This is a genomic window from Brevibacterium paucivorans, assembly GCF_016907735.1.
Lineage (GTDB): Bacteria > Actinomycetota > Actinomycetes > Actinomycetales > Brevibacteriaceae > Brevibacterium > Brevibacterium paucivorans.
The window spans coordinates 1,787,255-1,810,097 of sequence record NZ_JAFBCP010000001.1 but is presented as its reverse complement, the minus strand read 5'-3'; the positions used below and the strand labels follow the sequence as shown (position 1 = coordinate 1,810,097).

The 22,843-nt window shown below is 58.8% G+C and carries 21 protein-coding genes; 10 read left to right on the top strand and 11 right to left on the bottom strand.

Annotation, left to right across the window (positions count from 1 at the left end):
- Positions 1 to 42 precede the first annotated feature (42 nt).
- Positions 43 to 1,299: a CPBP family intramembrane glutamic endopeptidase gene (locus JOE56_RS08375; protein WP_204515624.1), complete on the top strand. Its 1,257-nt coding sequence runs from the start codon at positions 43 to 45 to the stop codon at positions 1,297 to 1,299.
- A 152-nt stretch (positions 1,300 to 1,451) separates the two neighbouring features.
- Here the strand turns inward: JOE56_RS08375 and JOE56_RS08370 are convergent, their stop codons facing one another.
- Entirely contained in the window at positions 1,452 to 2,363 is a 912-nt protein-coding gene (locus JOE56_RS08370) for an NAD-dependent epimerase/dehydratase family protein (protein ID WP_204515623.1), read from the bottom strand.
- A gap of 112 nt (positions 2,364 to 2,475) precedes the next feature.
- On the opposite strand from JOE56_RS08370, the gene JOE56_RS08365 reads away from it, so the two are divergent.
- Together JOE56_RS08365 and JOE56_RS08360 are read left to right on the top strand one after the other, a co-directional pair.
- Positions 2,476 to 3,153: a TetR/AcrR family transcriptional regulator gene (locus JOE56_RS08365; protein ID WP_204515622.1), complete on the top strand. Its 678-nt coding sequence runs from the start codon at positions 2,476 to 2,478 to the stop codon at positions 3,151 to 3,153.
- A 48-nt stretch (positions 3,154 to 3,201) separates the two neighbouring features.
- Positions 3,202 to 4,755 carry an acetolactate synthase large subunit gene (locus tag JOE56_RS08360; protein WP_204515621.1) on the top strand — a complete coding sequence of 518 codons (1,554 nt, stop codon included), beginning with the start codon at positions 3,202 to 3,204 and terminating at the stop codon, positions 4,753 to 4,755.
- A 217-nt stretch (positions 4,756 to 4,972) separates the two neighbouring features.
- Here the strand turns inward: JOE56_RS08360 and ilvC are convergent, their stop codons facing one another.
- The 3 genes from ilvC to JOE56_RS08345 form a co-directional block, all read right to left on the bottom strand.
- Positions 4,973 to 6,001 (bottom strand): ketol-acid reductoisomerase, encoded by a 1,029-nt coding sequence (ilvC, locus tag JOE56_RS08355; RefSeq protein WP_204515620.1) that lies wholly within the window; start codon positions 5,999 to 6,001, stop codon positions 4,973 to 4,975.
- A 69-nt stretch (positions 6,002 to 6,070) separates the two neighbouring features.
- Positions 6,071 to 6,580, bottom strand: coding sequence for an acetolactate synthase small subunit (ilvN, locus tag JOE56_RS08350; protein WP_204515619.1), 510 nt, complete (start codon positions 6,578 to 6,580; stop codon positions 6,071 to 6,073).
- A 2-nt stretch (positions 6,581 to 6,582) separates the two neighbouring features.
- Positions 6,583 to 8,409 (bottom strand): acetolactate synthase large subunit, encoded by a 1,827-nt coding sequence (locus tag JOE56_RS08345; protein ID WP_204515618.1) that lies wholly within the window; start codon positions 8,407 to 8,409, stop codon positions 6,583 to 6,585.
- A gap of 287 nt (positions 8,410 to 8,696) precedes the next feature.
- On the opposite strand from JOE56_RS08345, the gene JOE56_RS08340 reads away from it, so the two are divergent.
- From JOE56_RS08340 to JOE56_RS08315, 6 genes are all read left to right on the top strand, one after another.
- The gene (locus tag JOE56_RS08340; RefSeq protein ID WP_204515617.1) at positions 8,697 to 9,887 is read left to right on the top strand and encodes a methyltransferase domain-containing protein; all 1,191 of its coding nucleotides are present in this window, start codon (positions 8,697 to 8,699) and stop codon (positions 9,885 to 9,887) included.
- 33 nt (positions 9,888 to 9,920) lie between these two features.
- Positions 9,921 to 10,586 (top strand): hypothetical protein, encoded by a 666-nt coding sequence (locus JOE56_RS08335; RefSeq protein ID WP_204515616.1) that lies wholly within the window; start codon positions 9,921 to 9,923, stop codon positions 10,584 to 10,586.
- Between the two features lie 127 nt (positions 10,587 to 10,713).
- Positions 10,714 to 11,631 (top strand): hypothetical protein, encoded by a 918-nt coding sequence (locus JOE56_RS08330; protein WP_204515615.1) that lies wholly within the window; start codon positions 10,714 to 10,716, stop codon positions 11,629 to 11,631.
- Positions 11,632 to 11,636: 5 nt separating this feature from the next.
- Complete coding sequence (locus tag JOE56_RS08325; RefSeq protein WP_204515614.1) at positions 11,637 to 12,890, top strand: efflux RND transporter periplasmic adaptor subunit; 1,254 nt, start codon at positions 11,637 to 11,639, stop codon at positions 12,888 to 12,890.
- 14 nt (positions 12,891 to 12,904) lie between these two features.
- Positions 12,905 to 13,591: an ABC transporter ATP-binding protein gene (locus tag JOE56_RS08320; RefSeq protein ID WP_204515613.1), complete on the top strand. Its 687-nt coding sequence runs from the start codon at positions 12,905 to 12,907 to the stop codon at positions 13,589 to 13,591.
- Complete coding sequence (locus tag JOE56_RS08315) at positions 13,588 to 14,826, top strand: ABC transporter permease (RefSeq protein ID WP_204515612.1); 1,239 nt, start codon at positions 13,588 to 13,590, stop codon at positions 14,824 to 14,826. The genes JOE56_RS08320 and JOE56_RS08315 overlap by 4 nt, the downstream gene beginning before the upstream one ends.
- Positions 14,827 to 14,900: 74 nt before the next feature.
- Here JOE56_RS08315 and ilvD read toward each other — a convergent pair whose 3' ends face one another.
- From ilvD to cysK, 5 genes are all read right to left on the bottom strand, one after another.
- Positions 14,901 to 16,607, bottom strand: coding sequence for a dihydroxy-acid dehydratase (ilvD, locus tag JOE56_RS08310; RefSeq protein WP_204515611.1), 1,707 nt, complete (start codon positions 16,605 to 16,607; stop codon positions 14,901 to 14,903).
- A gap of 104 nt (positions 16,608 to 16,711) precedes the next feature.
- The gene (locus JOE56_RS08305; RefSeq protein WP_204515610.1) at positions 16,712 to 17,665 is read right to left on the bottom strand and encodes a 2-hydroxyacid dehydrogenase; all 954 of its coding nucleotides are present in this window, start codon (positions 17,663 to 17,665) and stop codon (positions 16,712 to 16,714) included.
- Between the two features lie 37 nt (positions 17,666 to 17,702).
- Entirely contained in the window at positions 17,703 to 18,356 is a 654-nt protein-coding gene (locus tag JOE56_RS08300) for a DUF998 domain-containing protein (protein WP_204515609.1), read from the bottom strand.
- A gap of 95 nt (positions 18,357 to 18,451) precedes the next feature.
- The gene (cysE, locus tag JOE56_RS08295; protein ID WP_204515608.1) at positions 18,452 to 19,108 is read right to left on the bottom strand and encodes a serine O-acetyltransferase; all 657 of its coding nucleotides are present in this window, start codon (positions 19,106 to 19,108) and stop codon (positions 18,452 to 18,454) included.
- Positions 19,105 to 20,037, bottom strand: coding sequence for a cysteine synthase A (gene cysK, locus JOE56_RS08290; RefSeq protein ID WP_204515607.1), 933 nt, complete (start codon positions 20,035 to 20,037; stop codon positions 19,105 to 19,107). The genes cysE and cysK overlap by 4 nt, the downstream gene beginning before the upstream one ends.
- Before the next feature lie 175 nt (positions 20,038 to 20,212).
- Between cysK and def the strand changes: the two genes are divergently transcribed.
- Positions 20,213 to 20,794, top strand: a complete 582-nt coding sequence (gene def / locus JOE56_RS08285) for a peptide deformylase (protein WP_204515606.1) — start codon at positions 20,213 to 20,215, stop codon at positions 20,792 to 20,794.
- A gap of 98 nt (positions 20,795 to 20,892) precedes the next feature.
- On the opposite strand, the gene JOE56_RS08280 is transcribed toward def, so the two are convergent.
- Complete coding sequence (locus JOE56_RS08280) at positions 20,893 to 21,930, bottom strand: hypothetical protein (protein ID WP_204515605.1); 1,038 nt, start codon at positions 21,928 to 21,930, stop codon at positions 20,893 to 20,895.
- Positions 21,931 to 22,048: 118 nt separating this feature from the next.
- Positions 22,049 to 22,603, bottom strand: coding sequence for a hypothetical protein (locus JOE56_RS08275; RefSeq protein ID WP_239530408.1), 555 nt, complete (start codon positions 22,601 to 22,603; stop codon positions 22,049 to 22,051).
- Positions 22,604 to 22,843: the final 240 nt, after the last annotated feature.

Below are 22,843 nucleotides of genomic sequence, written 5' to 3'. Positions count from 1 at the left end.
CTTGGCGTCACACAACGGCCTGGGAATGGATATCATTAAAGCATGACTACTTCCCACGGCGAAACCCCACCGAACATTCCTCATCCCCACAACGGGCCGTTTGAAACTCCTGCGCCAGAGCCACGGAACGAACCGTTCGAAAACCATTACCGCACCGCGCACGACCGCTGGTGGATGGGGCTCGTGGGGATCATTGCGACCATAGTTGTTTTCTTTGTTGTGTCAGTTGTGGGTGGCATTATTGCAGTGGCGATCGACATCGCGACTGGTGCGATTTCACAAGAAGACGCCATGGCCGGCAAGATCACCAACACGCCGCTGTTGTTGTTCACGGTGAACCTGTCGCTCATTTTGGGTGGTCTTGTTGCTTGGCTCGCACACCGGATTTTGCACAAGCAGCCGTGGTCGCGCATGTTCTCGGTTTTGCCGCGCATGCGTTGGAAGTGGTGGGGGTTGAGCCTAGCGTGTACGGTGCCGTTGTTCGTGCTGTACATGGGAGTCGGATTTCTCTTTGACAACAGCGCAATTATGGGGTCGGGTGACTCGTCGTTCACGTTTGACGGTACGGCGCTGGCGTATTTGCTCATCATTGTGTTGACCACGCCGTTTCAGGCCGCAGCTGAAGAGGTCATGTTCCGTAGCTACGTTCCGCGCGTCTTTGGTTCGTGGATCCCGCGCGTGGGAGGGGTAGTTGGTGTCATTGTTGCCACGATCCTGTTCACGCTTGCGCACGGCGCTTCCGACCCATGGTTGTGGGCGTACTACGCGGTGTTTGGGCTGGTCATGGCTGCACTCACGCACTTCTCCGGTGGTATTGAAGCCCCCGTCGTTGTCCACGCAGTGAACAACGTGACCATGTTCCTCATTGCGTTGTTCTCTGGCGATATTTCTAACGCGTTCGAACGAGGCGAAGGCTCCGGTGGCGTGTTCATGCTGTTCCCCATGGTGGCGCTTTTCGTCATTGCTGGTGTTTTGACGCTTGTTGCGCGTTGGAAGAAGGTGGAGACGGTGGCCCCCGTTCACGTTCGTCCTGTTAAGCAGGACCAGGTGCCCTATGGAATGCAGGAGCAGGGTTCTCCAGGTCAAGCGGGCGTGCAGCCGGGACAGCCAGGTCAGCCTGGGTACGCTCCGCAAGGACAGCCGGAGCAGGTTCAGCCAGGTCAGCCGGGTCAGATTCAGTCTGGCCAGACTGGTCAACCGCATGGCCAAGTGCCCCCAGCTCAGCCGGGCCAACCTGAAGCGCGCCCTCAGCAGTCGTTCGAACCTCCAGCGGACCCGACGAACCGCCAACACCCGTAGCGCGCGTTTACCCAACACAACTCGAGTCACTGCGTTGGGTAAACACCCCTTTTGTTCGTTTTGTTCACGTTTTCGAGCCAAAATCGGCTCGTTACTCTACACAGCTCACGGAAAACCGCGGACTCATGTAGACAAACGAACATAGCCAGCCCCTACCGCGAAGCACCTTCCCTCCCAGACACGCATTTCTTAAGAGCAACATCCAGGCTCGTCACCGGAAGATCGGCCAGCATCCCTGTGTGAAGAACGTGCGGCGAGTCCCACAAGTACCTCTGATTGTGTAGTTCGCGGAAGGTTTCCGAAAACACGCCCGCCACCTTCATCACAGTCCAGGGAATCTGGAACACCTTGGCCGGCTCGGGCTTAGAAGCCACGCGCGCAAACGCACGAGCCAACTCAACTTGCGACATCGGATCAAGCGCCGGCGCATGAACGACAGACGGCAGGTCATGCGCGTTTTCAACCGCATACATCATTCCACGGACCAGATCGGGGATATACGTAATACTCCGAGGCGCCCTCACGTCACCCATACCAAGCGGGCGGTTGCCCTTCATCACGCGATCAAACACCAGCTGATGAAACACCGCCCCAGCCAATGACGCAGTGGGACCAATGAGATCCGCGGCAACAACGGACACGGTCCTGCCACCGCACGCCTCGCGATTACGTAGCAGTTGAGCTCGCACTTCTCCTAAAGGCGACGCTGGCTCAACTGGGTCCCCTTCCTTCAGCACCTGCGCTCCGGTCCCCCACGCATACACGGACTCGGGGAAAACCACCGGCACGCCACCAGCCCATTCGAGCAATTGTTTCTCACGCGGAATCAGCACGTCCCGCCAGGCGCGCGCACTATAAGGCGCGTGCATACAGTTAAACACCCCGTCGAACCCATCCGAACTCAACTCAGGAAGCACTTCCCGCACATCACCCTGAATAACCTCGACTCCCCTGCGCTGCGCCATACCTGACCGCTTCACGACCGTGACGCGATCCCCACGCTCAGTTAGCTGCCGAACAAGCTCCTGCCCAATCTGGCCGTACCCAACTACCAAATACTTCATTTCGCCCTCCACAATTTAGCGAACACCGTTCACATAATTAACTTACCCCATCCATCCGCAATTGTGAACACCGTTCACAAAAATTCACCGCAACCTTTGCCACACTGTGTACATGACCACTCGAAAGCCCCACGCGGAGTCACGCACCCAGATGCGCAACGGCATCATCACGCACGGCACGCGACTTCTCGAAAAGCATGGGCACGCAGGACTGTCACTTCGCGAAGTCGCACGGTCCATGGGCGTCGCCCCTTCAGCGTTGTATCGACACGTGAAAAACCGCGACGAACTCCTCACCGTCCTCCTCGTCGAATCTTTCAACCGCGTAGCAGACCACGTCGAGAAAGCGACACACACCGCCACAACACCCCACGCGCGCCTTCACGCACTCACCCACGCGCTACTCGAATGGGCGCAACGCCACCCGCACCAGTGGGCCCTCATGTACGGCACGCCAGTCCCCAACTACGCCGCCCCCGCCGAGTCCACTACCGATCCCGGCACCCGAGTCCTCACCCTGTTCGTCCACACGGTCGCCCACTTCGACCTCGGGACGGCACCTGCCTCACCCGCACTTACAGAAGAACTCGCCCGAGGTGCCACAGACCTGGGCGCGGAAATGTCGCCTGAGCGCGCCACGGGTGCGGTGCTTGCCTGGACATCTCTCATTGGTCTGATTAACGCGGTTCAGTTCGGCCAGCTTGGCCCGGAACTTACTGACCTTGGAAGCGATCTGCTCGATTCGTGGCTACGGAATTTACTTGGAACCCAAACAAGCCGTACCCTCTGATGTGACACACTCCACTTTTGCCCCATATCTATTGAGACAAGGAGAACCATGAACGGTGCGCACAGCCTGACGCAGACCCTGCTCGCCAACGGTGTCGACACGGTGTTTGCAAACCCGGGAACCTCGGAAATGCACTTCGTTGCAGCACTCGATGACACCCCGGAAATCAACTGCATCTTGGGCCTGTTCGAAGGCGTGGTCACGGGAGCCGCTGACGGTTACGCGCGCATGAAAGACACACCGGCCGCAACGCTCCTGCACCTGGGTCCTGGCCTGGCAAACGGACTGTCCAACCTGCACAACGCGATCCGCGCGCAGTCCCCAATCGTCAACGTCATTGGTGACCACGCGATCTACCACCGCCAGTACGACGCCCCGCTCACCTCGGACGTCGAAGGTGCCGCACGCCCGTTCAGCCACTGGGTGCGTACCACCGCGAACGCCGACTCCGTCTCCCACGACACGGCCGCCGCAATCGCCGCGTCACTGACCAACCCGGGCCAGATCGCCTCGCTCATCCTGCCTGCCGACTCCGCATGGAACCCGGTGGAGAACCAGCAGGAACCAAGAAAGGCGTTCGTGCCCGCAGCCGGAATCCCTGCAGACGACATCATCGAAGGCGCAGCAGCTGCCCTGAAAAAAGCGAAAAACCCAGCAATTCTCCTGGGCAAGAACGCTCTACGCGAAGTCCCGTTGCGCAGCGCGGGCCTGATCGCAGAAGCAACCGGCGCTGATCTGCTGTGCCCCAACATGGTCGCTCGCGTCACCCAGGGTGCTGGCCGTGTGCCAGTCAAGCGCGTCCCGTACGCCACCCCTGCTGCCGTGGACTTCCTCAAGGACTACGACCTGCTGGTCCTGGTGGGGTCGAAGGCCCCAGTCGGGTTCTTCGCCTACCCCAACCGGCCCAGCGCACTCACTCCCCCAGCCATGCACGTGGTGGAGTTGGCCCAGCCACGCCACGACCTCACGGCCTCACTCCAGGCCCTGGTCACAGCGGTAGGCGCAGACACGGCGAAAGAGGCGACGACCTCGGCGCTGGACCTACCGGACCTACCCACCGGCTCTATCACCAAAGAGAAACTGGGCGACCTGCTGGCCAACATGATTCCGGAAAACGGCATCGTGGTCGACGAAAGCATCACCACCGGCTTCACGTTCTTCTCCACCGCAGCCACCGCCCAACCGCACGACTACATGCTGGGAACCGGCGGGTCTATTGGCTACGCGCTCCCCACGGCAGCCGGCGCGGCAGTGGCCTGCCCAGACCGCAAGGTGATCTGCTTGGAGTCCGACGGGTCCGGCATGTACATGCCACAGTCGCTATGGACGTACGCGCGCGAGGGACTGGACATCGTGGTAGTGATCTTCTCGAACCGCAAGTACCAGATCCTGCGCGACGAAATGCGCAATGTGGGCGCTGACTTTGGTGGCCCGCGCGCAGAAGCCCTCATGGACCTCACCAACCCCTCGATCGACTGGGTATCACTGGCCAAGTCGATGGGCGTGGACGGTCAGGCCGTGGACAACATGGACGACCTCGCAACCGCCTTCCGCGCTGGTCTTGACGCTCAAGGCCCGTACCTCATCGAAGTCGTGATGTAACACAAGGTCAACCGCCGCCGAGGTGGCAGCGCCTCCCACACGCCCGGCACCTCGGCTGGCAGGGCACCTCCCACACGCCCGGCACCTCGGCCTGCCCGGCACCTCGGCCCGCCTGCCTCTTCCGGGCCAAAGCGGAAGTGAGAACGGAAGCGAAAACAACTGTGGCCCTCAGCAAAATGCTGAGGGCCACAAGCGTCGCAAGGGCAAGCGCTACTGCTTAGCGTGCAGCGGTGCCTTCGGTGTAGTCGTCGTCGGAGTCCTTGAGCCATGCGAACATCTTGCGCAGTTCACGACCGGTGGCCTCGATTGGGTGCTGTTCTTCCTTAGCACGCAGTTCGTTGAATTCCTTTGCGCCGTCCTTCTGGTCGTCCATGAAGCGCTTGGCGAAGGAACCGTTCTGAATGTCGTCCAGAACCGCCTTCATGGAAACCTTGACTTCTGGAGTGATGACACGTGGACCGGACACGTAGTCACCGTATTCTGCGGTGTCAGAGCAGGACCAGCGCTGCTTAGCGATTCCACCTTCAACCATGAGGTCGACGATGAGTTTGAGTTCGTGCAGAACCTCGAAGTACGCGATCTCTGGCTGGTAGCCAGCTTCGGTAAGGGTTTCAAAACCGGCCTGAACCAGGTGCGAAACACCACCGCACAGTACGGCCTGTTCACCGAACAGGTCGGTTTCGGTTTCTTCTGTGAACGTGGTCTTGATTCCACCTGCGCGCAGACCACCAATGGCCTTGGCGTAGGACAGAACGGTGTCCCATGCGCTTCCGGTTTCATCCTTTTCAACAGCGACAAGCACGGGTACACCTCGGCCGTCAACAAATTCGCGACGCACAATGTGGCCGGGGCCCTTAGGCGCAACCATGATGACGTCCACACCTTCAGGAGCCTGGATGTAGCCAAAGCGGATGTTGAAACCGTGGCTGAACACCAGGGTCTTGCCGGCGGAAAGCTTGTCCTTGATTTCGTTGTCGTAGATGTCGGCCTGAACCTGGTCGGGTGCAAGGATGACAACGACGTCGGCCCAGTCGGCAACCTCTCCTGGGGTTCCCACTTCGAAGCCCTGCGCGGCAGCCTTGTCGCGGCTCTTTGAACCTTCAGCAAGACCAATACGAACGTCAACGCCTGAGTCGCGAAGGCTCAGTGCGTGTGCGTGGCCCTGGCTTCCGAATCCAACTACGGCAACTTTCTTACCCTGGATAACTGACAGATCTGCATTGTCGTCGTAATAACGCTCTACCATTGCTTCTCCTTGTTTTTGTGCGTGTGTTTTTGAGTATATGGGGTTGGTTTTTGAGTATAAGAGGTTGGTTTAGTTCCGCAGGGCCTTGTCCGAAATGGACTTGCCGCCGCGTCCAATTGCCACGGTTCCTGATTGCACGATTTCTCTGATTCCAAACGGTTCGAGCACCCGTCGCAGCGCGTCAAGCTTGGACTGTTCACCCGTTGCTTCAATACACACTGCGTCAGCCGACACATCAATAATGTGGGCGCGGAACAGTTCGCATGTGCTGGCGATTTGTGCTCGCGCTTGTGGATCAGCTTTGACCTTGAAGATCACGTGGGCGCGCCTGACGGATTGTTCGGGCTCCAGCTCCACGATCTTGATGACGTTGATCAGCTTGTTGAGCTGTTTTGTCACCTGTTCAAGGGGCGTATCACGGACGTCAACCACGACCGTAATACGGGAAATCTCTTCAACTTCTGTTGTTCCCACTGCCAGGGAATCAATGTTGAAACCGCGACGGGCTAGCAACCCGGTGAAGCGCGTGAGCGCGCCGGGTTTGTTTTCAATCAGAACCGAAAGGGTATGGCGGCTCACTGTCACAACTCCTCCATGGGGTCGTCGAAGTCTGGTTGCATGTCGCGGGCGTACTGGATCTGGTCGTTGCTCACGCCGGCAGGAACCATGGGCCACACCATGGCGTCGGCGGGAACGGTGAAGTCAATCACCACGGGACGGTCGTTGGTTTCAAGAGCGGTCGCAATCGCTGCGTCCACGTCTTCGTTGCGGTCAACGCGCATCCCCAAGCACCCGTAGGCTTCGCTGAGTTTCACGAAGTCGGGGACGCGCACGGATTCGTGCCCGGTGTTCAGGTCGGAGTGGGAGTACCTACCGTCGTAGAACAGGGTCTGCCACTGCCGCACCATCCCCAGAGACGAATTGTTAATGACCGCGACCTTAATAGGGATGTTGTTGAGTGCGCAGGTGGCGAGTTCCTGGTTGGTCATTTGGAAGCACCCGTCACCGTCGATTGCCCACACGGTGCGTTCGGGTTGCCCCACTTTCGCACCCATAGCGGCAGGCACGGAGTACCCCATGGTTCCCAGCCCACCTGAGTTGAGCCACGAGTTTGGCCGGTCGAAGGTGACGAACTGGCTGGCCCACATCTGGTGCTGTCCAACACCCGCGACGTAGGTTCCTTCCGGCCCGGTCAGGGCCGAAATCCTTTCGATCACGTACTGCGGGTCGCACAGTCCTTGATCGTTGGGCTCAAATCCAAGTGGGTAGGTGGTCTTCCACGTGTTCAGCTGTGACCACCACGCACCTCGGTCGTTGTCCAAGGCCGAGGACTTCGAGGCGGTGAGTTCGGCCGTCAACTGGGCGAGCACCTCGGCGGCGTCTCCCACGATGGGCACGTCCACCGCGCGGTTCTTCCCGATTTCAGCCGGGTCAATGTCAATGTGGATGACTTTGGCGTTGGGAGCGAAGGTTTCGAGGTTGCCGGTGACGCGATCGTCGAACCGAGCACCCACGGCGATGAGCAGGTCCGACTTCTGGAACGCCGTCACCGCGCTCACCGTCCCGTGCATGCCGGGCATGCCCACGTGCAGCGGGTGCGAGTCGGGGAAGGCGCCGCGTGCCATGAGTGTGGTGGCAACGGGGATCCGGGTGGCTTCGGCCAGTTCCTTCAGCTGTGGGCTGGCTTGGGCTCGGATCACTCCCCCGCCCACGTAGAACACAGGCCGGGTGGACTGTTCGATGAGTTTGATCGCTTCTTTGATCTGTTTGGCGTGTGGCCGGGTGGTGGGCCGGTAGCCGGGCAGGTTGGGGGCGTCGGGCCACACGAATTCTGCAACGGCGTTCTGCGCATCCTTGGTGATGTCCACCAGAACCGGTCCGGGGCGTCCGGTTGAAGCGATGTGGTATGCCGATTGAATTGCGTGCGGGATGTCTTCGGCGCGCGTGACCAGGAAGCTGTGTTTGGTGATGGGCATGGTCATGCCCACGATGTCGGCTTCTTGGAACGCGTCGGTTCCCAGCAGGGTGGAGGACTGCTGGCCCGTTATGGCCAGGACTGGCACGGAGTCCATGTGTGCGTCGGCAAGCGCGGTGACTAGGTTGGTTGCTCCCGGCCCCGAGGTCGCCATGCACACGCCCACGCGTCCCGTCGCCGAGGCGTAGCCTTCCGCGGCGTGGCCGGCACCTTGCTCGTGGCGCACCAGGATGTGGTTGATGGTTTTGGAGTCCAGCAGTGGGTCGTAGGTGGGGAGGATCGTGCCGCCGGGAAGGCCGAATACCGTGTCGACACCAAGGAGCTCGAGGCTACGAATGACGGCTTGTGCGCCCGTAAGGTTCTCTGGCGAGGTTCGTTTTGGTACCGGGTGGGCCCTGGTGGCCGAAGCCGGTGCCGGTTGCGTTGTGGCCAAGATAGCTCCTTAGTCTGGGTGGTCGTGTGACCAATAAAAACGCCCCTTACCGTTATCCGGAAGGGGCGCGCGGGTTCGTCCTTGTTAGAACGCTTGGAGTAACTCCGCGCGCTTGCTAATAAGGACGACAATGTTGTTCATGTCACTTAGTGTATGGGGCACCCACCGAGCGGTGTCAAACATTGACATGGAGTGACCATAGTGTGAGATATGAGAAAGTGGGAGGCGTGGATTGTTCGTATTTTGATGCCGGCCTGTGCCGCTCCTGCACGCTTCTCCCCGTTCCCATGAGTACGCGCGTGGAGTCGCAGCAGGCCGAGGTCGCTGACCTGTTGGCACCGTTTTGGGCAACTGGGGCAGCAAGGGCGGCTCAGGAGGAAGAACAAAGCTGGTTGCCCCCGGTTGTGGGCCCGGAGTCCGGTTTCCGTATCAAGGTCAAGATGGTGGTCGCGGGAACCACCGAGCACCCCACGTTGGGCATCTTGGACGACGACGGGGCTGGGATTGACCTAACCGACTGCCCCTTGTACCCCGAATCGATTCACACCGTGATTCGCACACTCCCCTGGCTCATCAAGCGCGCGCAGGTCCCGCCGTATAACGTGCGCAAACGTAAGGGTCAGCTCAAGCACGTGATTGTCACGGCTGGTGATGACAACCGGGTGATGGTGCGGTTTGTGTTGGCGTCACAGTCTGCCCTGCCGCGTATTCAGGAGCACTTGCCCGCTTTTATGGACGCGTGTGAGGGGGTCGAGGTGTTTTCGGTGAGCGCGAACATCAACCCTGTTCACACGGCGATCATCGAGGGCGACGAAGAGATCGCGTTGTATGGCCCGCAGTGGTTGCCGGTGACGCAGGGGCGGGTGCAGTTGAAGGTTAGGCCGCAGTCGTTTGTGCAGACGAATACTGTGGTGGCGTCTGGTCTGTATGAGCAGGTGCGTGAGTGGGTTTCCAACGCCCAGGTGCCCGCCACTTCCCACGGCCGTCGCCTCAGGGCGTGGGACTTGTTTTGTGGGGTTGGCGGTTTCGCTCTGCACGTCGCCGGGCCAGGCCGGCAGGTCACGGGTGTCGAGGTGGCCCCTGCTGCGGTCGAGTCCGCGCGGGAGGTGGCGCGGGAACTCGCACATGGAGCCGCGCAGAAAGCCGAGCTGGACACGGCAGGCGAGAGCGACCTCGGGCTGAACTTCATCTGTGCCGATGCCGCCCAGTGGGCCCACCAACAGACACAGGTGCCGGACGTGTTGATTGTGAATCCACCTCGGCGCGGGATGGGTGAGGACATGGCCAGGTGGGTCGAGCAGTCCGGGATTCCGCACGTGATCTATTCGAGTTGCAATCCGCACACTTTGGCGGCGGATCTTGCGAAAATGCCCGGGTACAGGATTGAGCAGGCGCGGTTCTTGGATATGTTTCCGCATACGTCCCACGCCGAGGTGGTTGTCAGGTTGGCGCGTCAGACTGGTGGGCGGACGGACTAGAATGGGAATGAGCGTACAAGGCGAGGGGACGATATGCGACTAAAGAAGATTCAGGCGCGTCTAGAAGAGTCACAAACCAACGGGACCCTTGTACAGATCACGCGTGAAGGCGTTGAAATGTGGCCGCTGGTTGGAGTGGTGGCAGGTTTCGACAAGTGGGTGCTCGTGGCGACTGTGAACCGGCAGTTGCAGGCGCAGGGGTTTGATGCTGTGCGCCTGCGCGACATTACACGGGTGGACCCACCGTTGACGGAACCGCTGATTCAGCGGGTTGCTGAAAAGACGGGAAAGGAACTGGTACGCCAGCCGGCTCACGAACTGGAGCTGGGGTCGACTAAGGCGCTGGCGCGTACGGTGATCGACGCGAAGGCGTTTGTGGGTCTGTTTACGTATTCGCACGGCACTGGGCATGAGATCGATGCGTACAGTGGGCGCATTGGTGAGATTCGTAATCGGATTGTGGCGTTTGACCGCATTTCGGCTAATGGTTCGTGGGATCCAAGCCCGTTGTCGCTTCCCATGGCCGAGATCGCACGGTTCGGGTTCGACTCAGTGAGGCTGCGGACGTTCCAGTTGTTCGGCAAGGACTACCCGGGCGGTCCGCACCAGCCCATGGATACCAGCGCAACTTTGCCCCAGTACGACGACGTCCAGCCAGAAAGTAAGGAAGACGACTTCCTCGGTTCGCTGTTGCGGTGAGTGGGGTGGTCACAGGCAGGCTCGTCTGACTGACGCTTTCACCGTTTCGTTTTGCCCCCCCCGACCGGGGTTTAGAATGACTTTAGGTTGGCGATGATGCTGACCATTTTCACAGAAAGAACCACCAGTGAAAGTAGCCGTCACCTCTCTAGTATTTATTTGTGCGACAGCGCTCTTTGTTACCGGTTGCGGGTCAGAGAGCGAAGACAGTGGTTTCGCCGTCCCTGATCAACCACGCAAGGAAATCCGTTCAGAGATCCGTGGACTCTTTAAAGATTCGATGGCTCTGCACAACTACAACCAGCGGTTTATTCAAAACTGCATGAACCAAGCACACTTTCAATACGAACCAGAGCTTTCAACAGATGCGAATTCGTTTTCGTCCGTGCTCGATGAAACCGATGTCATTTCGACAGATGAGGTGAAGGAGAACCGGGGTTACCCAACCGAACCATCCGAAGAAAACGCCCCTCACGACAACGCCGGGTACACCAAGACACCTCAGAGCCAGCGCGAGGACTGGAACAAAGCCTTTCGGGGCGAGCCAAAAGAAGACTCTGAGCTGGCTGAAGAGGCCGCTGACGCTGAAGAGAACGAGCAACTGCGCAACACCAACGGCGGCTGCTCTAACAAAGCCGATGAAGAGCAGTTTGGTTCACTCGAAAAGGCCGACCAAGCCGACTTTATTAGCTCACAACTTATTCTGGACGCGTTTAATGGCGCATTAGACGATCAGGAAATGCAGGATCTGCACAGTTCGTGGGCAACTTGCATGAGAAAGGCGGGTTTCGGAAAGGACAGTCACGGCGAAGAAGTCACCACGCCTGATGTCGCGCAGGTGTGGGCTACCACAGATCCGGCAAAGTCCTACGACATCGCAATGGCGGACGCGACTTGCCAAGAGTCGTTGGAATACGGAACCAAGCGGACGTTCATTGAGGACCGCTATCTCACCGGTATCGCCGACTTCTATGAATCGCAGATCCACGGGGCGCTGGAGATTCGTCGCGAAGCGCTCGATCGGTCCAAAAAGGAATTTGGATAGCCCATATGGCTCAGCCTCGCCTGTTCTCCAGGTGGTCACGCAAGCAAGTCATCGTTTGCGCAGTTATTGTCCTGCTCGTAGCCACAAACGTCATTGCGTGGTTGTGGCTCGGTAAAGCACGCACCGAAGTGCAAAAGGCCGCACAAGCCAGCGATGTGTCGCCCTCAACCATCACAGTACCCGTGGAAAAGGGAACCGTAAGTCGCACGGTGACTGCGGACTGTTCAACCACGAAAGAATTCACAAACACACCACGGTTCGTCACCTCGGGCGAAGACGAGGCGATTGTCACCTCAGTACCTTTTAAGGCAGGTGACCGTGTTGAGGCAGGGACGGTAGTCGCTGAGGTGTCTTCCCGCCCCATCATTGTGGCCCAAGGAGACCTGCCAGCGTTTCGCACACTTAAGGTTGGTTCGCGAGGAGCCGATGTAGACCAACTCCACGCGTTTCTAAAAGATCAGGGCATGTACCACGGTGATCTACACGCCAAGTATTCCGTGCAAACAGGCGACGCGGTGAAAAAGCTGTACGAACAAGCGGGCTACGACCCAACGTATTCAGACCCGGATGCTGTCAAACAGCTTTCGCGACTCGAAAAGACAATTCCTCGCGCAAAACGTGGAACCTTGGGTGACGATGAAGAAGTCCCTACACAGGACGAATACGATGAGGCACGCGAAAAAGCAACACCCGAGGTCCCTGCCGGAGAGATCTTGTATCTCAAGCGCACGCCCGCAACCCTCACCACAATGAACCTTTCGGTGGGCCAAACGCCACAAGAAGGCCAACTTGTAACAAGCTCTGGTAAAGACGTGTTGTCATGCACCATCAATGCAACTGAACTGCCTGATGTTTCACGAGGGCAAAGAGTTTTTCTTGACAGTAGTGGAACAAGCGAAGAATTTAAAGTCAAACGTGTAGATGTGACAGCCGAACAGAAAACCGATGAGAACTCTGAAAATGGGGAGCCACAACCCAAAAAGCCTGATTCTGCGCATGTCATTGTGGAGACACCTGCCAAGTTTTCACCGTATACCGGACCAGCACGCATCGAAGTCGAAGAGGGTCCAAGAGACGCGCTCACAGTACCAAGCACTGCTGTTCGAACCGACCAAAACGGTTCAACCTATGTGAACGTTCACATGCCTGGGCAAGAGATTCACCGCGTTTCCGTCACCGTCGCTTTTGAAGCAGACGGAGTGGTAGCAGTCGAGACAACAGAGCTCCACGAAGGCGATCCAGTTGAAATCACGCAGTAGGAATACCCGCACGCATGACCACTACTTCTGCAAGCAGCGTTCTCACGCACATCAGTCACACCTACCGCACTGAGGCTGGCGACGTACCGGTCTTGTCTGACATCAACATCTCGCTGTTTCCAGGACAATTCGCCACTGTGGTGGGCCCTTCTGGCTCAGGGAAAACCACGCTCCTGAGCATCATGGGCATGCTACTTGCCCCCTCAACCGGTAGCGTCATGATCGACGGTGTTGAGGTCACAGAACTCACTACTAACGAACGTGCTCAGTTTCGAGCAGACCATGTATCTTTTGTCTTCCAAGCGTTTCACCTCATCGAACACTTGACTGTCGCTGAAAACATCGCGTTAACGCAAACCTATTCATCCTCAACGCGTTCCCGGGTAGATGAACTCATTGAAGCGGTGTCACTCACACACCGCGCTAACGCGTGGCCCCAGCAACTCTCAGGTGGAGAAAAGCAACGATGTGCAATTGCGCGCGCCCTCAATTCTGAAGCCAATCTGCTTCTCTGCGACGAACCTACCGGCAACCTCGACCGTGAAAACTCTGAGCGCGTCGTCACAACGCTCAAGGATGTTTCGCATGTCCAAGGACGTGCAGTTGTCGTTATTACGCACGATCACAATGTGGCAGAACAGTCAGACGTCATTTATACGATCGACAGAGGCCGCTTGCGCGCTGAGGCGGAACTGCGGTGAAACTATTTCGGAGCTATCTGGCAAAATCTGGACGGCCCGCGCTCACAGCCGTCACCCGACGCAAACGTGGCACGATTCTCACATCGCTTGGAGTCGCGATGGGGATCTTCGCTCTCGTTGCAATGCTCGCAATGTCCACGACAGTGCAAACGCAAGTATCGAGTCGGTTTACTGATCTCATGGCGACCAAGGTAGCAGTGTCTGGGATCCCGGATTCGTTAGCGTCCGCGGTAGCACAAGCTCATTTCAATACATCGCAACCCGATTCGGCATCACGGCATGAAGAAATTTTGGCGACGGGGATACAGCGGGTGCGAGCGCTCAACGGCGTGAAAACTGCCGGATTTCTACTCAAATCATCCGACCCACTTCCAGTTCGTGCAGCTCCTGGGACCGAACCTCTAGCAAATTCTTCTGTCATGCTTGCCGATGCCGAGACTCTTGTGGCACACAGATTACATACTGTTTGGGGACAACCGTTCGACTCAGGGCACGTTCAGCGCAGCGCACGGGTTGCTTTCATAGGAACAACAGTGGCGCGACAGCTGGGAATCGACAACAGTGATTCGCCACGCCAAATACACGTGGGAAATGCTTCTTACGCGGTAGCTGGGGTGTTTTCTAGTCCAGACCCCGGAGATGGCTTCGACGACGCAATCGTTTTGCCCCTCACGAGTGGTGCTGACTCAGGCGGACAGTTCACCTACCCTCAGTTCGTTGTGTCAACTGAACCAGGATTTGCCCGCCAGGTGTCTGTTGAGGCACCCATCGCGTTTGACCCTTATCAACGGTACGACCTGACAAGTGAAGTGCCGCCCGATCCTGAAAATCTGAGAGAACAAGTATCCGGTGACACACAAGCAATGGTGTACGCATTCGGCATAGTCGCTCTCATCATTGGGGCGCTGAGCATTTCCAATACCATGCTGTCGTCAGTATTCCAGCGTCGCCACGAAATCGGTGTCCGTAGTGCACTCGGCGCTACGTCGCACGACATCGTTAGCCAAATCGTGACAGAAGGTGTGATGATTGGCGCGTTTGGAGGGCTAGTGGGAGCGATAATCGGTTTCAACGCTGTGCTCATCTTCGCCCTCGTTCAAAGTTGGACTGCGGTCATACCTCTGTGGCTTATTCCCTGCGGGATTATCTTGGGCGCGTGTGTAGGAGGCATTTCAAGCGTGTACCCAGCACTTAAAGCGGCACGAATTGATCCCGTCGAAGCACTCATGGGCTGACCCCAAACGGCACAAAGCAAACACACGAAAAGGCGCAGGCCATGCCTGCGCCTTTTCGCCACCGGAAACCTAGATCAGCACGTGACCGCGCCGGTAGATGCCGACTGCACCAACTTGGCGTACTTACCCAGCACACCGTGCAGACGTGGGTTCTCCGGAATCACCCACGACTTCTTCCGCTCAGCCAGAATCTCTTCGCTCACGTCCAGTTCGATCGTGCGCGCGGCAATGTCAACGCGGATCGTATCCCCATCCTCAACCAAGGCGATAGGACCACCGTCGACCGCCTCGGGAGCCACGTGACCAATACACAGCCCAGTGGACCCGCCCGAGAACCTGCCGTCTGTAATCAACAGCACATCTTTGCCGATCCCTGCCCCCTTGATTGCACCTGTGATCGCCAACATTTCACGCATACCCGGGCCACCCTTAGGACCCTCATAGCGGATCACAATCACATCGCCAGCCTTGAGTTCACCGTTGAGCACAGCGTCCATCGCAGGTTGCTCCTGGTCAAACACGCGAGCGGTGCCTTCGAACACCTCGGCGTCAAACCCAGCCGACTTCACGATCGCACCTTCAGGGGCCAGCGAACCCTTCAACACGGCCAACCCACCGGTGGCGTGAATCGGGTTGTTCAGCGCGCGCAGAATCTTGCCGTCCGGGTCAGGCGGGTTGATCGACTCGAGGTTCTCAGCAACGGTCTTCCCCGTCACCGTCAGGGCGTCACCGTGTAACAGCCCCGCGTCCAGCAAGGCCTTCATGACAACCGGCACGCCACCAATCTTGAACACGTCGTTCATGACGTACTCGCCAAACGGCTTCACGTTACCCAGGTGAGGCACCTTGTCGCCGATCCTGTTGAAGTCATCCAAGCTGAGGTCCACCCCAGCTTCGTGGGCGATCGCCAACAGGTGCAACACCGCGTTAGTGGACCCACCAAAAGCCATGACGACAGAAATCGCGTTTTCAAATGCTTCACGTGTGAGGATGTCGCGCGTGGTGATGCCCTTGCGCAGAAGCTCCACAACGGCTTCACCGGACTGACGTGCAAACACATTGCGGTTCCGGTGGATCGCCGGCGGCGCGGCCGACCCCGGCAGGGACAAGCCCAGCGCTTCAGCCGCACTGGCCATGGTGTTGGCGGTGTACATACCACCGCACGCACCCTCACCAGGGCACACGGCGCGTTCAATCGCGTCGACATCAGCTTCCGTCATCTTGCCTGCACGGCACGCACCCACCGCTTCAAACGCGTCGATGAGCGTGACTTCTTTTTCGCTTCCGTCCGAAAGTTTGGCCGTTCCCGGCATGATCGAACCGTTGTACAGGAATACGCTGGACAGCCCCAGGCGTGCGGCCGCCATGAGCATGCCGGGGATCGACTTGTCACACCCAGCCAGCAACACTGAACCGTCCAGGCGTTCGGCCCCAAACACGGTCTCTACCGAGTCAGCGATGATCTCACGGGACACCAGCGAGTAGTGCATGCCTTCGTGCCCCATGGAAATACCGTCGGACACCGAAATCGTGCCGAACTCCAGCGGGTATCCCCCACCGGCGTGCACACCTTCTTTAGCAAACCCGGCCAACCGCTCTAGCGACAGGTTGCACGGGGTGATTTCGTTCCACGAACTCGCAACACCGATCTGGGGCTTATCCCAGTCGTCGTCGCCCATTCCCACGGCGCGCAACATGCCTCGCGCGGCGGCTCGTTCCAGGCCGTCGGTGACGTCGCGGGACCGTGGCTTGATGTCTACCTTGTTGTCTGAAGCACTCATACGTGAAGTCTAGCCCTCGCGCCACGTGTCTCATTTGTCGCATCACCATGTGGTATGGGGGCGGGCCTTCAGTCTGCGCCGGCCCTCACCCAGTGGCCGCGCCCTTACCCTTCGACGACGTTGATGAGTGGTTCGCCGGCGATGATGCGGCGCACCTGTTCCGTGAGCATCTGTTCAATGCGGGGTTCAAACGCCGAGGTGTCCCCTCCCACGTGCGGTGTGATGAGTGTGTTTGGGGTTCCCCACAGTGGGTGTTCGTGTGGCAGGGGTTCGGGATCGACCACGTCGAGCGCTGCAGACAGGCGCCCGGCGCGTAGTTCGGCAACCAACGCGTCAGTATCGACAACTTTTCCGCGCCCCACGTTCACCACCAACGCGTTGTCCGGCAACTGGCTGAGGAACTCCGCGTCAATGAGCTTTTCGGTCTGCTTAGTCAAGGGCGTCACAGCAATAACGACCTCGGTGTGTGGCAACAGTTTGGGCAGGTCTTCTGGCCCGTGGATGCGGCCGTGCTCATCCGTGCGAGCGTGCGAAGCCACGCGCGTGATGTGCGCTTCAAATGGGACCAGGCGCTGGCGGATCGCTTCACCGATCCCACCGGCTCCCAGGATCATGACGCGCCGGTCTGCCAGCGAGCGCATACGCGCGTGGTTCCATGACCTCGCCGTCATGTTGCGCACTGCCGTGTCGATTCCGCGCAGGCTTGCCAGGGTGAGCCCCACTGCCAATTCTGCTGTTGCTGCCGCGTGTACGCCCGAGGCGGTTGCCACCGTGGTGTCTGTGCCCACCAGGTCCGCAACCAAGTCATACCCAGTGGTCTGCGTCTGTACGAGCTTGAGGTTGGGCAACTCCCCCAGCCGGGCAACGGTGGGCTGGGCGTCGATATAAGGCAGGATGATCGCGTCGATCTCCGCGCGGTTCACTTCTACCGTGGGGTGTTCTGCCGACCACACAACAAACTCAATTCCAGTCTGCTGGTGGTCAGTGATGCGTCCATCTACTTTGGCCAAAATGTCAGGGTCGGGGAAAGCGATTGTGCGAATATCCAGTGTCGACATGCTTCCATTATGGGCAGGCATGTCAAGGCCCACACAATCACGCGTCCACGTGCCGGGCGTTCAACTTCCCGCCACGCATACGGGCGTGACGCACGCTGAGCACAATCACCCACGCGCAAATCAAGACCAAGGACAGCCTCTGCACGGCACCTGCCCATCCCACGTGTGGAATCAGCGCCAACACGCCACTGATCCCCAGCAAAACCAGCAACACAACATTGAGCACAACAGCCAGGCTCGTCACGTTCCGCCCCGACCGCACCATCATCACGATGTCGGCAATCACGGCCACAGCAAACCCAAAGCCCACCAACGCCGAGGTCACCGAGTGCAACTGGTGGGCAACACCCACGGTGCCTTCCGCCTCGGCGGTGGCACATTCTGCACTCAGACTGGGCGCGCATTCATACGAAAGCATGGTGTCCCCCACCGTGGCCGCGCCGGCCACAATCAAACCGGCGCACAGCATGAGCGACAGCGCGTGCCGCCTGCGCAAGAACACGCCCAACACCACCAGGAGCACGCCGGCCACCGCGTCGCCCGCGCGAATGAGCACGGCGCCGGGCCTGCCCCACACGGCGTATTCGGACACGAACGAATGCAGCACGTCCAGTTGCGGGTCGATCGCAAAAAGAACCGTCCACGTCGAATAGCTCAACGTGAACAGAACTGCCACAACGATAAAACGCACACCCACCTCCTCGAAACAGTGTAGATGGGTGTGCGTGTTTCAGGGTTAGTGCGTCGCTTGAGCAGGTACCCCAGGGCGGGCCAGCCTCGCACCACTTAAATCCAGATAGCGGGGTCCTCAAGCAGGTGGTTCTGGGGTGTGTCAGCTCCCTTGGGCGCACGGTTCTTGGCGGGAATACCCACTGCCACGTGGCTGGCGGGCACGTCCTTGACCACAACCGCGTTGGCACCAACGGAAGCGCCGTCGCCCACCGTAATGGGCCCCAGGATCTTGGCACCGGCCCCCACCAGCACGTTGTTCCCCAGCGTTGGGTGACGTTTTGTCTGTTCCATGGAGGTGCCGCCCAGCGTGACCTGCTGGTACAGCATGACGTCATCGCCGATCTCAGCCGTGGCCCCCACCACGATCCCGTCGGCATGGTCAATGAAAAACCTACGCCCGATCTTTGCCGCCGGGTGGATCTCCACCCCGGTCAGCGTGCGCACGGCCTGGGACAGGATCCGCGCAGGCACTTCCCCGCCTGGCATCTTGTTGAGTTCGTGTAGCCCGCGGTATGCCCACACGGCGTGGAGGCCGGGGTAGCTGACCGCGGTCACGAAGTCGCTGCGCACGGCGGGGTCGCGCCTGCGGGCGGTGTCCAGGTCTTCGCGTAGGGCAGCGCGGGCGCGTTTGCCCAGTGTGGTGGCCGAGCTGGCAACAACTGCCGCTGCCCCTACCCCGGCCATCACGGCGAGTTTTTTGAAAAAACTCATGCGTCCATGTACTCCGCGAACAGTGGAGTAGACAGGTAGCGTTCACCGAACGACGGAATGATGACGACTACGCGCTTGCCCTTGTTGTCAGGGCGGGCGGCCACGCGCTTGGCCGCGTTGATGGCTGCACCGGAGGAGATTCCCACGAGCAGACCTTCGGACTTGGCGGTTTCGCGCGCGGTTTCAAGCGCTACTTCGTTTTCAACGGTGACTACTTCGTCGATGATGTCGCGGTTGAGGACACCTGGAATGAAGTTTGCACCGATTCCCTGGATGGCGTGTGGGCCGGCCTTACCTTCAGACAGGAGCGGTGACGCTGCTGGTTCTACGGCGACAATCTGGACGTCCTTGTTCTTTTCTTTGAGGACTTCGCCCACACCGGTGATGGTTCCACCGGTGCCGATTCCGGCAACAAAGATGTCGACTTCACCGTCGGTGTCGTTGAGGATTTCCTGTGCGGTGGTATCGCGGTGGACCTGCGCGTTGGCTTCGTTCTCGAACTGGCGGACCAGAACGGCGTTGTCTTGTGAGCCGATTTCTTCAGCCTTTTCGACAGCGCCCTTCATGCCTTCAGCCTTGGGGGTGAGAACGAGTTCAGCACCGAAAGCGCGAAGCAGGGCACGGCGTTCCTTGGACATTGACTCAGGCATTGTGAGGACCACACGGTATCCGTGTGAAGCTCCCACCATGGCCAGGGCGATTCCGGTGTTTCCGCTGGTTGCTTCGACGATTGTTCCGCCTTCGCGCAGTTCGCCTGACTTTTCAGCCGCGTCGATCATGGCAACCCCGATACGGTCTTTAACCGAGTTGGCGGGGTTGTAAAATTCGAGCTTTCCAACGATTTCCGCGCCAGTTTCCTCACTGGCCTTCTGAAGTTTGACAAGTGGAGTGCGTCCAACGACTTCTGAAACGTTCGCGTAAATGTTCACCAGCGGTCCTTTCTTTGGTGTCTGTTTGTACCCGGACCGCGCATGGAGGTGATCAGGCGGTCCTTCACACCAGCCAATGGCTTCAGCTGTTGTTAATGCGTCATCGTGTGTAACGCAACAGCTTCTTACTATATTCCACGCTGGCAAAAGTCTTTTCAGCACTATGATGTAACCCATGGCTATCCACCCTATTGTTGTCTACGGCGAACCTGTTCTGCACCGAAAAGCTGACCCTGTCACGGAGTTTGGCGATGAGCTCCACACGCTTGTCGCTGACATGTTTGAAACCCTCGCAGCGTCTAACGGAGTCGGTTTGGCCGCACCGCAAATTGGGGTGGGCAAGCAGATTTACGTGTATGACGCTGACGACGAGGTCGCTGGTGTGAGACGGCGTGGCGTTTTCATCAACCCAGTGTTGGTAGCGTCGAAGGTTCCCACAACCAACCCGGATCCCAGCGAGGATACGGAAGGGTGTTTGTCAGTTCCGGCTTTGGACTACCCGCTGAAACGGGCCGATAAAGTCACCGTCACCGGTGTTGATGAGAACAACCAGCGGGTGTCGCTCAGTGTTGAGGGCTGGTTCGCTCGGATCATGCAGCACGAATTCGACCACTTGCAGGGAACCCTGTACGTGGACCGGTTGGACACCAGGTGGGCCAAGCGGTGGAAGAAAGAACAGAAGAAGCACGGGTACAACGTCCCCGGGAACTCGTGGCTACCGGGCACCGACCCCGACCCGTTTGGCCACGGCCAGTAACCAAATCGACCACGCAGACCAGGCCCAACAGGCCCAGACGTCGCAAAGTGAGCAAGACTACGCAATATAATGCACCGTGCCGCTCGCTTTGCGCCGTTTCAGTTAATCGCCTTGCCTTCGCGTTCGGCTTGCGCCAGCTTCCGGTCCAGGTCGTCAAAGCTTTCAAACTCTTCGACCGACTCTTCAAGTTCACCCAGCATGCCCCGGATCGCGTCCGCGTGTGACTCCGCTTCGAGGTTGAGGTCGCTGAACTGCTTCTGCGCCGTGTCGTCGTTGACGGTACGCGATAGCACGTCAAGCACCTGATCGCCCAGTTCACGCGATTCTTCCGTGCTGTCAAGCTGAACCAGCTGCACTGACAGTGTTCGCAACTGTTCCAAATACCCGTACATCGACTCAACACGTCGGGCCAGCGAGGCGAACGCTTTGGCCAGGTTCCGTTGGTACACGTCAATGCGAGCGTCGAGGTGTGGCTGCCTGATACTGTCGAGCTTCTGACGCAGTTCGTACAGCTCACGCAACCGTTCACCAATGGAGGCGACAGCATAGTCCAGATCCACTCGACTCACGTGGCTTTCCAACGCGGGGTGCGTCCATGCGCGGGTACCAACGATGGCTTGGGAAATCGTGACCGCGAGGTGGAACAGCCTCTGTTCGTCAGTGTCACGGCCGTTGACGCCCGGCAGGTAACCCAAATCGAGCGGCGTGACCCAGCGGACGTGTGGTGCGCGCTTCAGTTGCTTGCCGGTCAGCCGCTTGGGGTCGCGCAGAAACCGACTCCCGGTAAAAATGCCTACGCCTGCTGTTGCTATGGCAGCGATCCCGGTGAGTGCCGAGGTGGTGGCAATGGCAACCGTGTCGGCGAATGCGAGTGCGATGAGCGCTGTAGATCCGAAGAATCCGGTGGTGGCCGCGCCGGCGCCGGTGGTCGTTGCGAAAACGAACTTGGAGCGAATCAGGTTGCGACTGTAGCGCTGTGGAAACACCTGTTGTGCGAGATCAGATGAAGTGAGGTCGTAGCCACGGGCTTTCCACACGTCGATGACTGATTCGGGCACGCTTCCCGGGACGAGCACACGGTACCGCGGAACGTGTCCGCGACATTCTTGTTTCCACAACTCACGCCAGTGAACCATATGACTCCTTCCGCATACTTCATTGTAGTGAGCTGACCTGACATCTAGCTGGGTGCATAAAGCTGTGGCCCGACCACATTTGGTCGGGCCACAGAAGTCTGCGTGTTGCTAGTGGTGACTAGCCAACTCCGTTGTAGCGGATTGGTTCGCCAACGTTTTGGCTCTCGAGGTCGCCTCGAGTTGCGTGGCGAGTGTTCGGAGGTTCCGTACTTGATGCGCCCCCACCGTGTTCGAGCAGTTCGAACGATCCGTCTGGGTTCACAGCCTTAACCAGCACAATGTGGTCTGGTCCGGTGATTGCGTCACCTGGCTGGAGTTCTTCCCAGGCGATGTCGTGAGCAACACCGTTTGGAACGAATCCGCCTGATACGTCACCTGGCGCCCCAGAATTCCATGCGTAAGCAACGAATCCGGAGCAGTCCTGGCGGTAATCCTCAAAGAAGTCGGTCTGCGAGTAGAAGGGTGCCTTGGCCATGCGGTCTTCAGCGCGCTTGATGATTTCGTCGCGGCTGATGCCTTCGCCTGCTGCCTGGGCCTGTGTAGAAGTGCCCGGGGTGTTGTCAGCTGGCGTGGCTGCCTGCGCGGCGCCGGTCGCAGCAAGGAGGCTTCCACCACCGATTGCGATAGCCAGCGCTCCGTGGGTGAGGGTACGTGTTAGATCTTTCTTGAGCATGTCACTCTCCATAATCTAGACATCCTGGGGGGATTTCCAGGCGTGAAACACGCTACGCCGGTGCTGGAACGTTCGGGGTGGTTCGGTGGCGAAATCGGCCCCATTTTCATTTTCTTCTAAGCGCAGAGCGCTGTTTCCGAATGACTATATAGAGGTCCCTTACTGGAGCTTTACTATTCGAATTTCAAACGGCATGTGACGCTCCCGAGGTTGCAGCAGCTTCCAGCGACGCCACCCTAT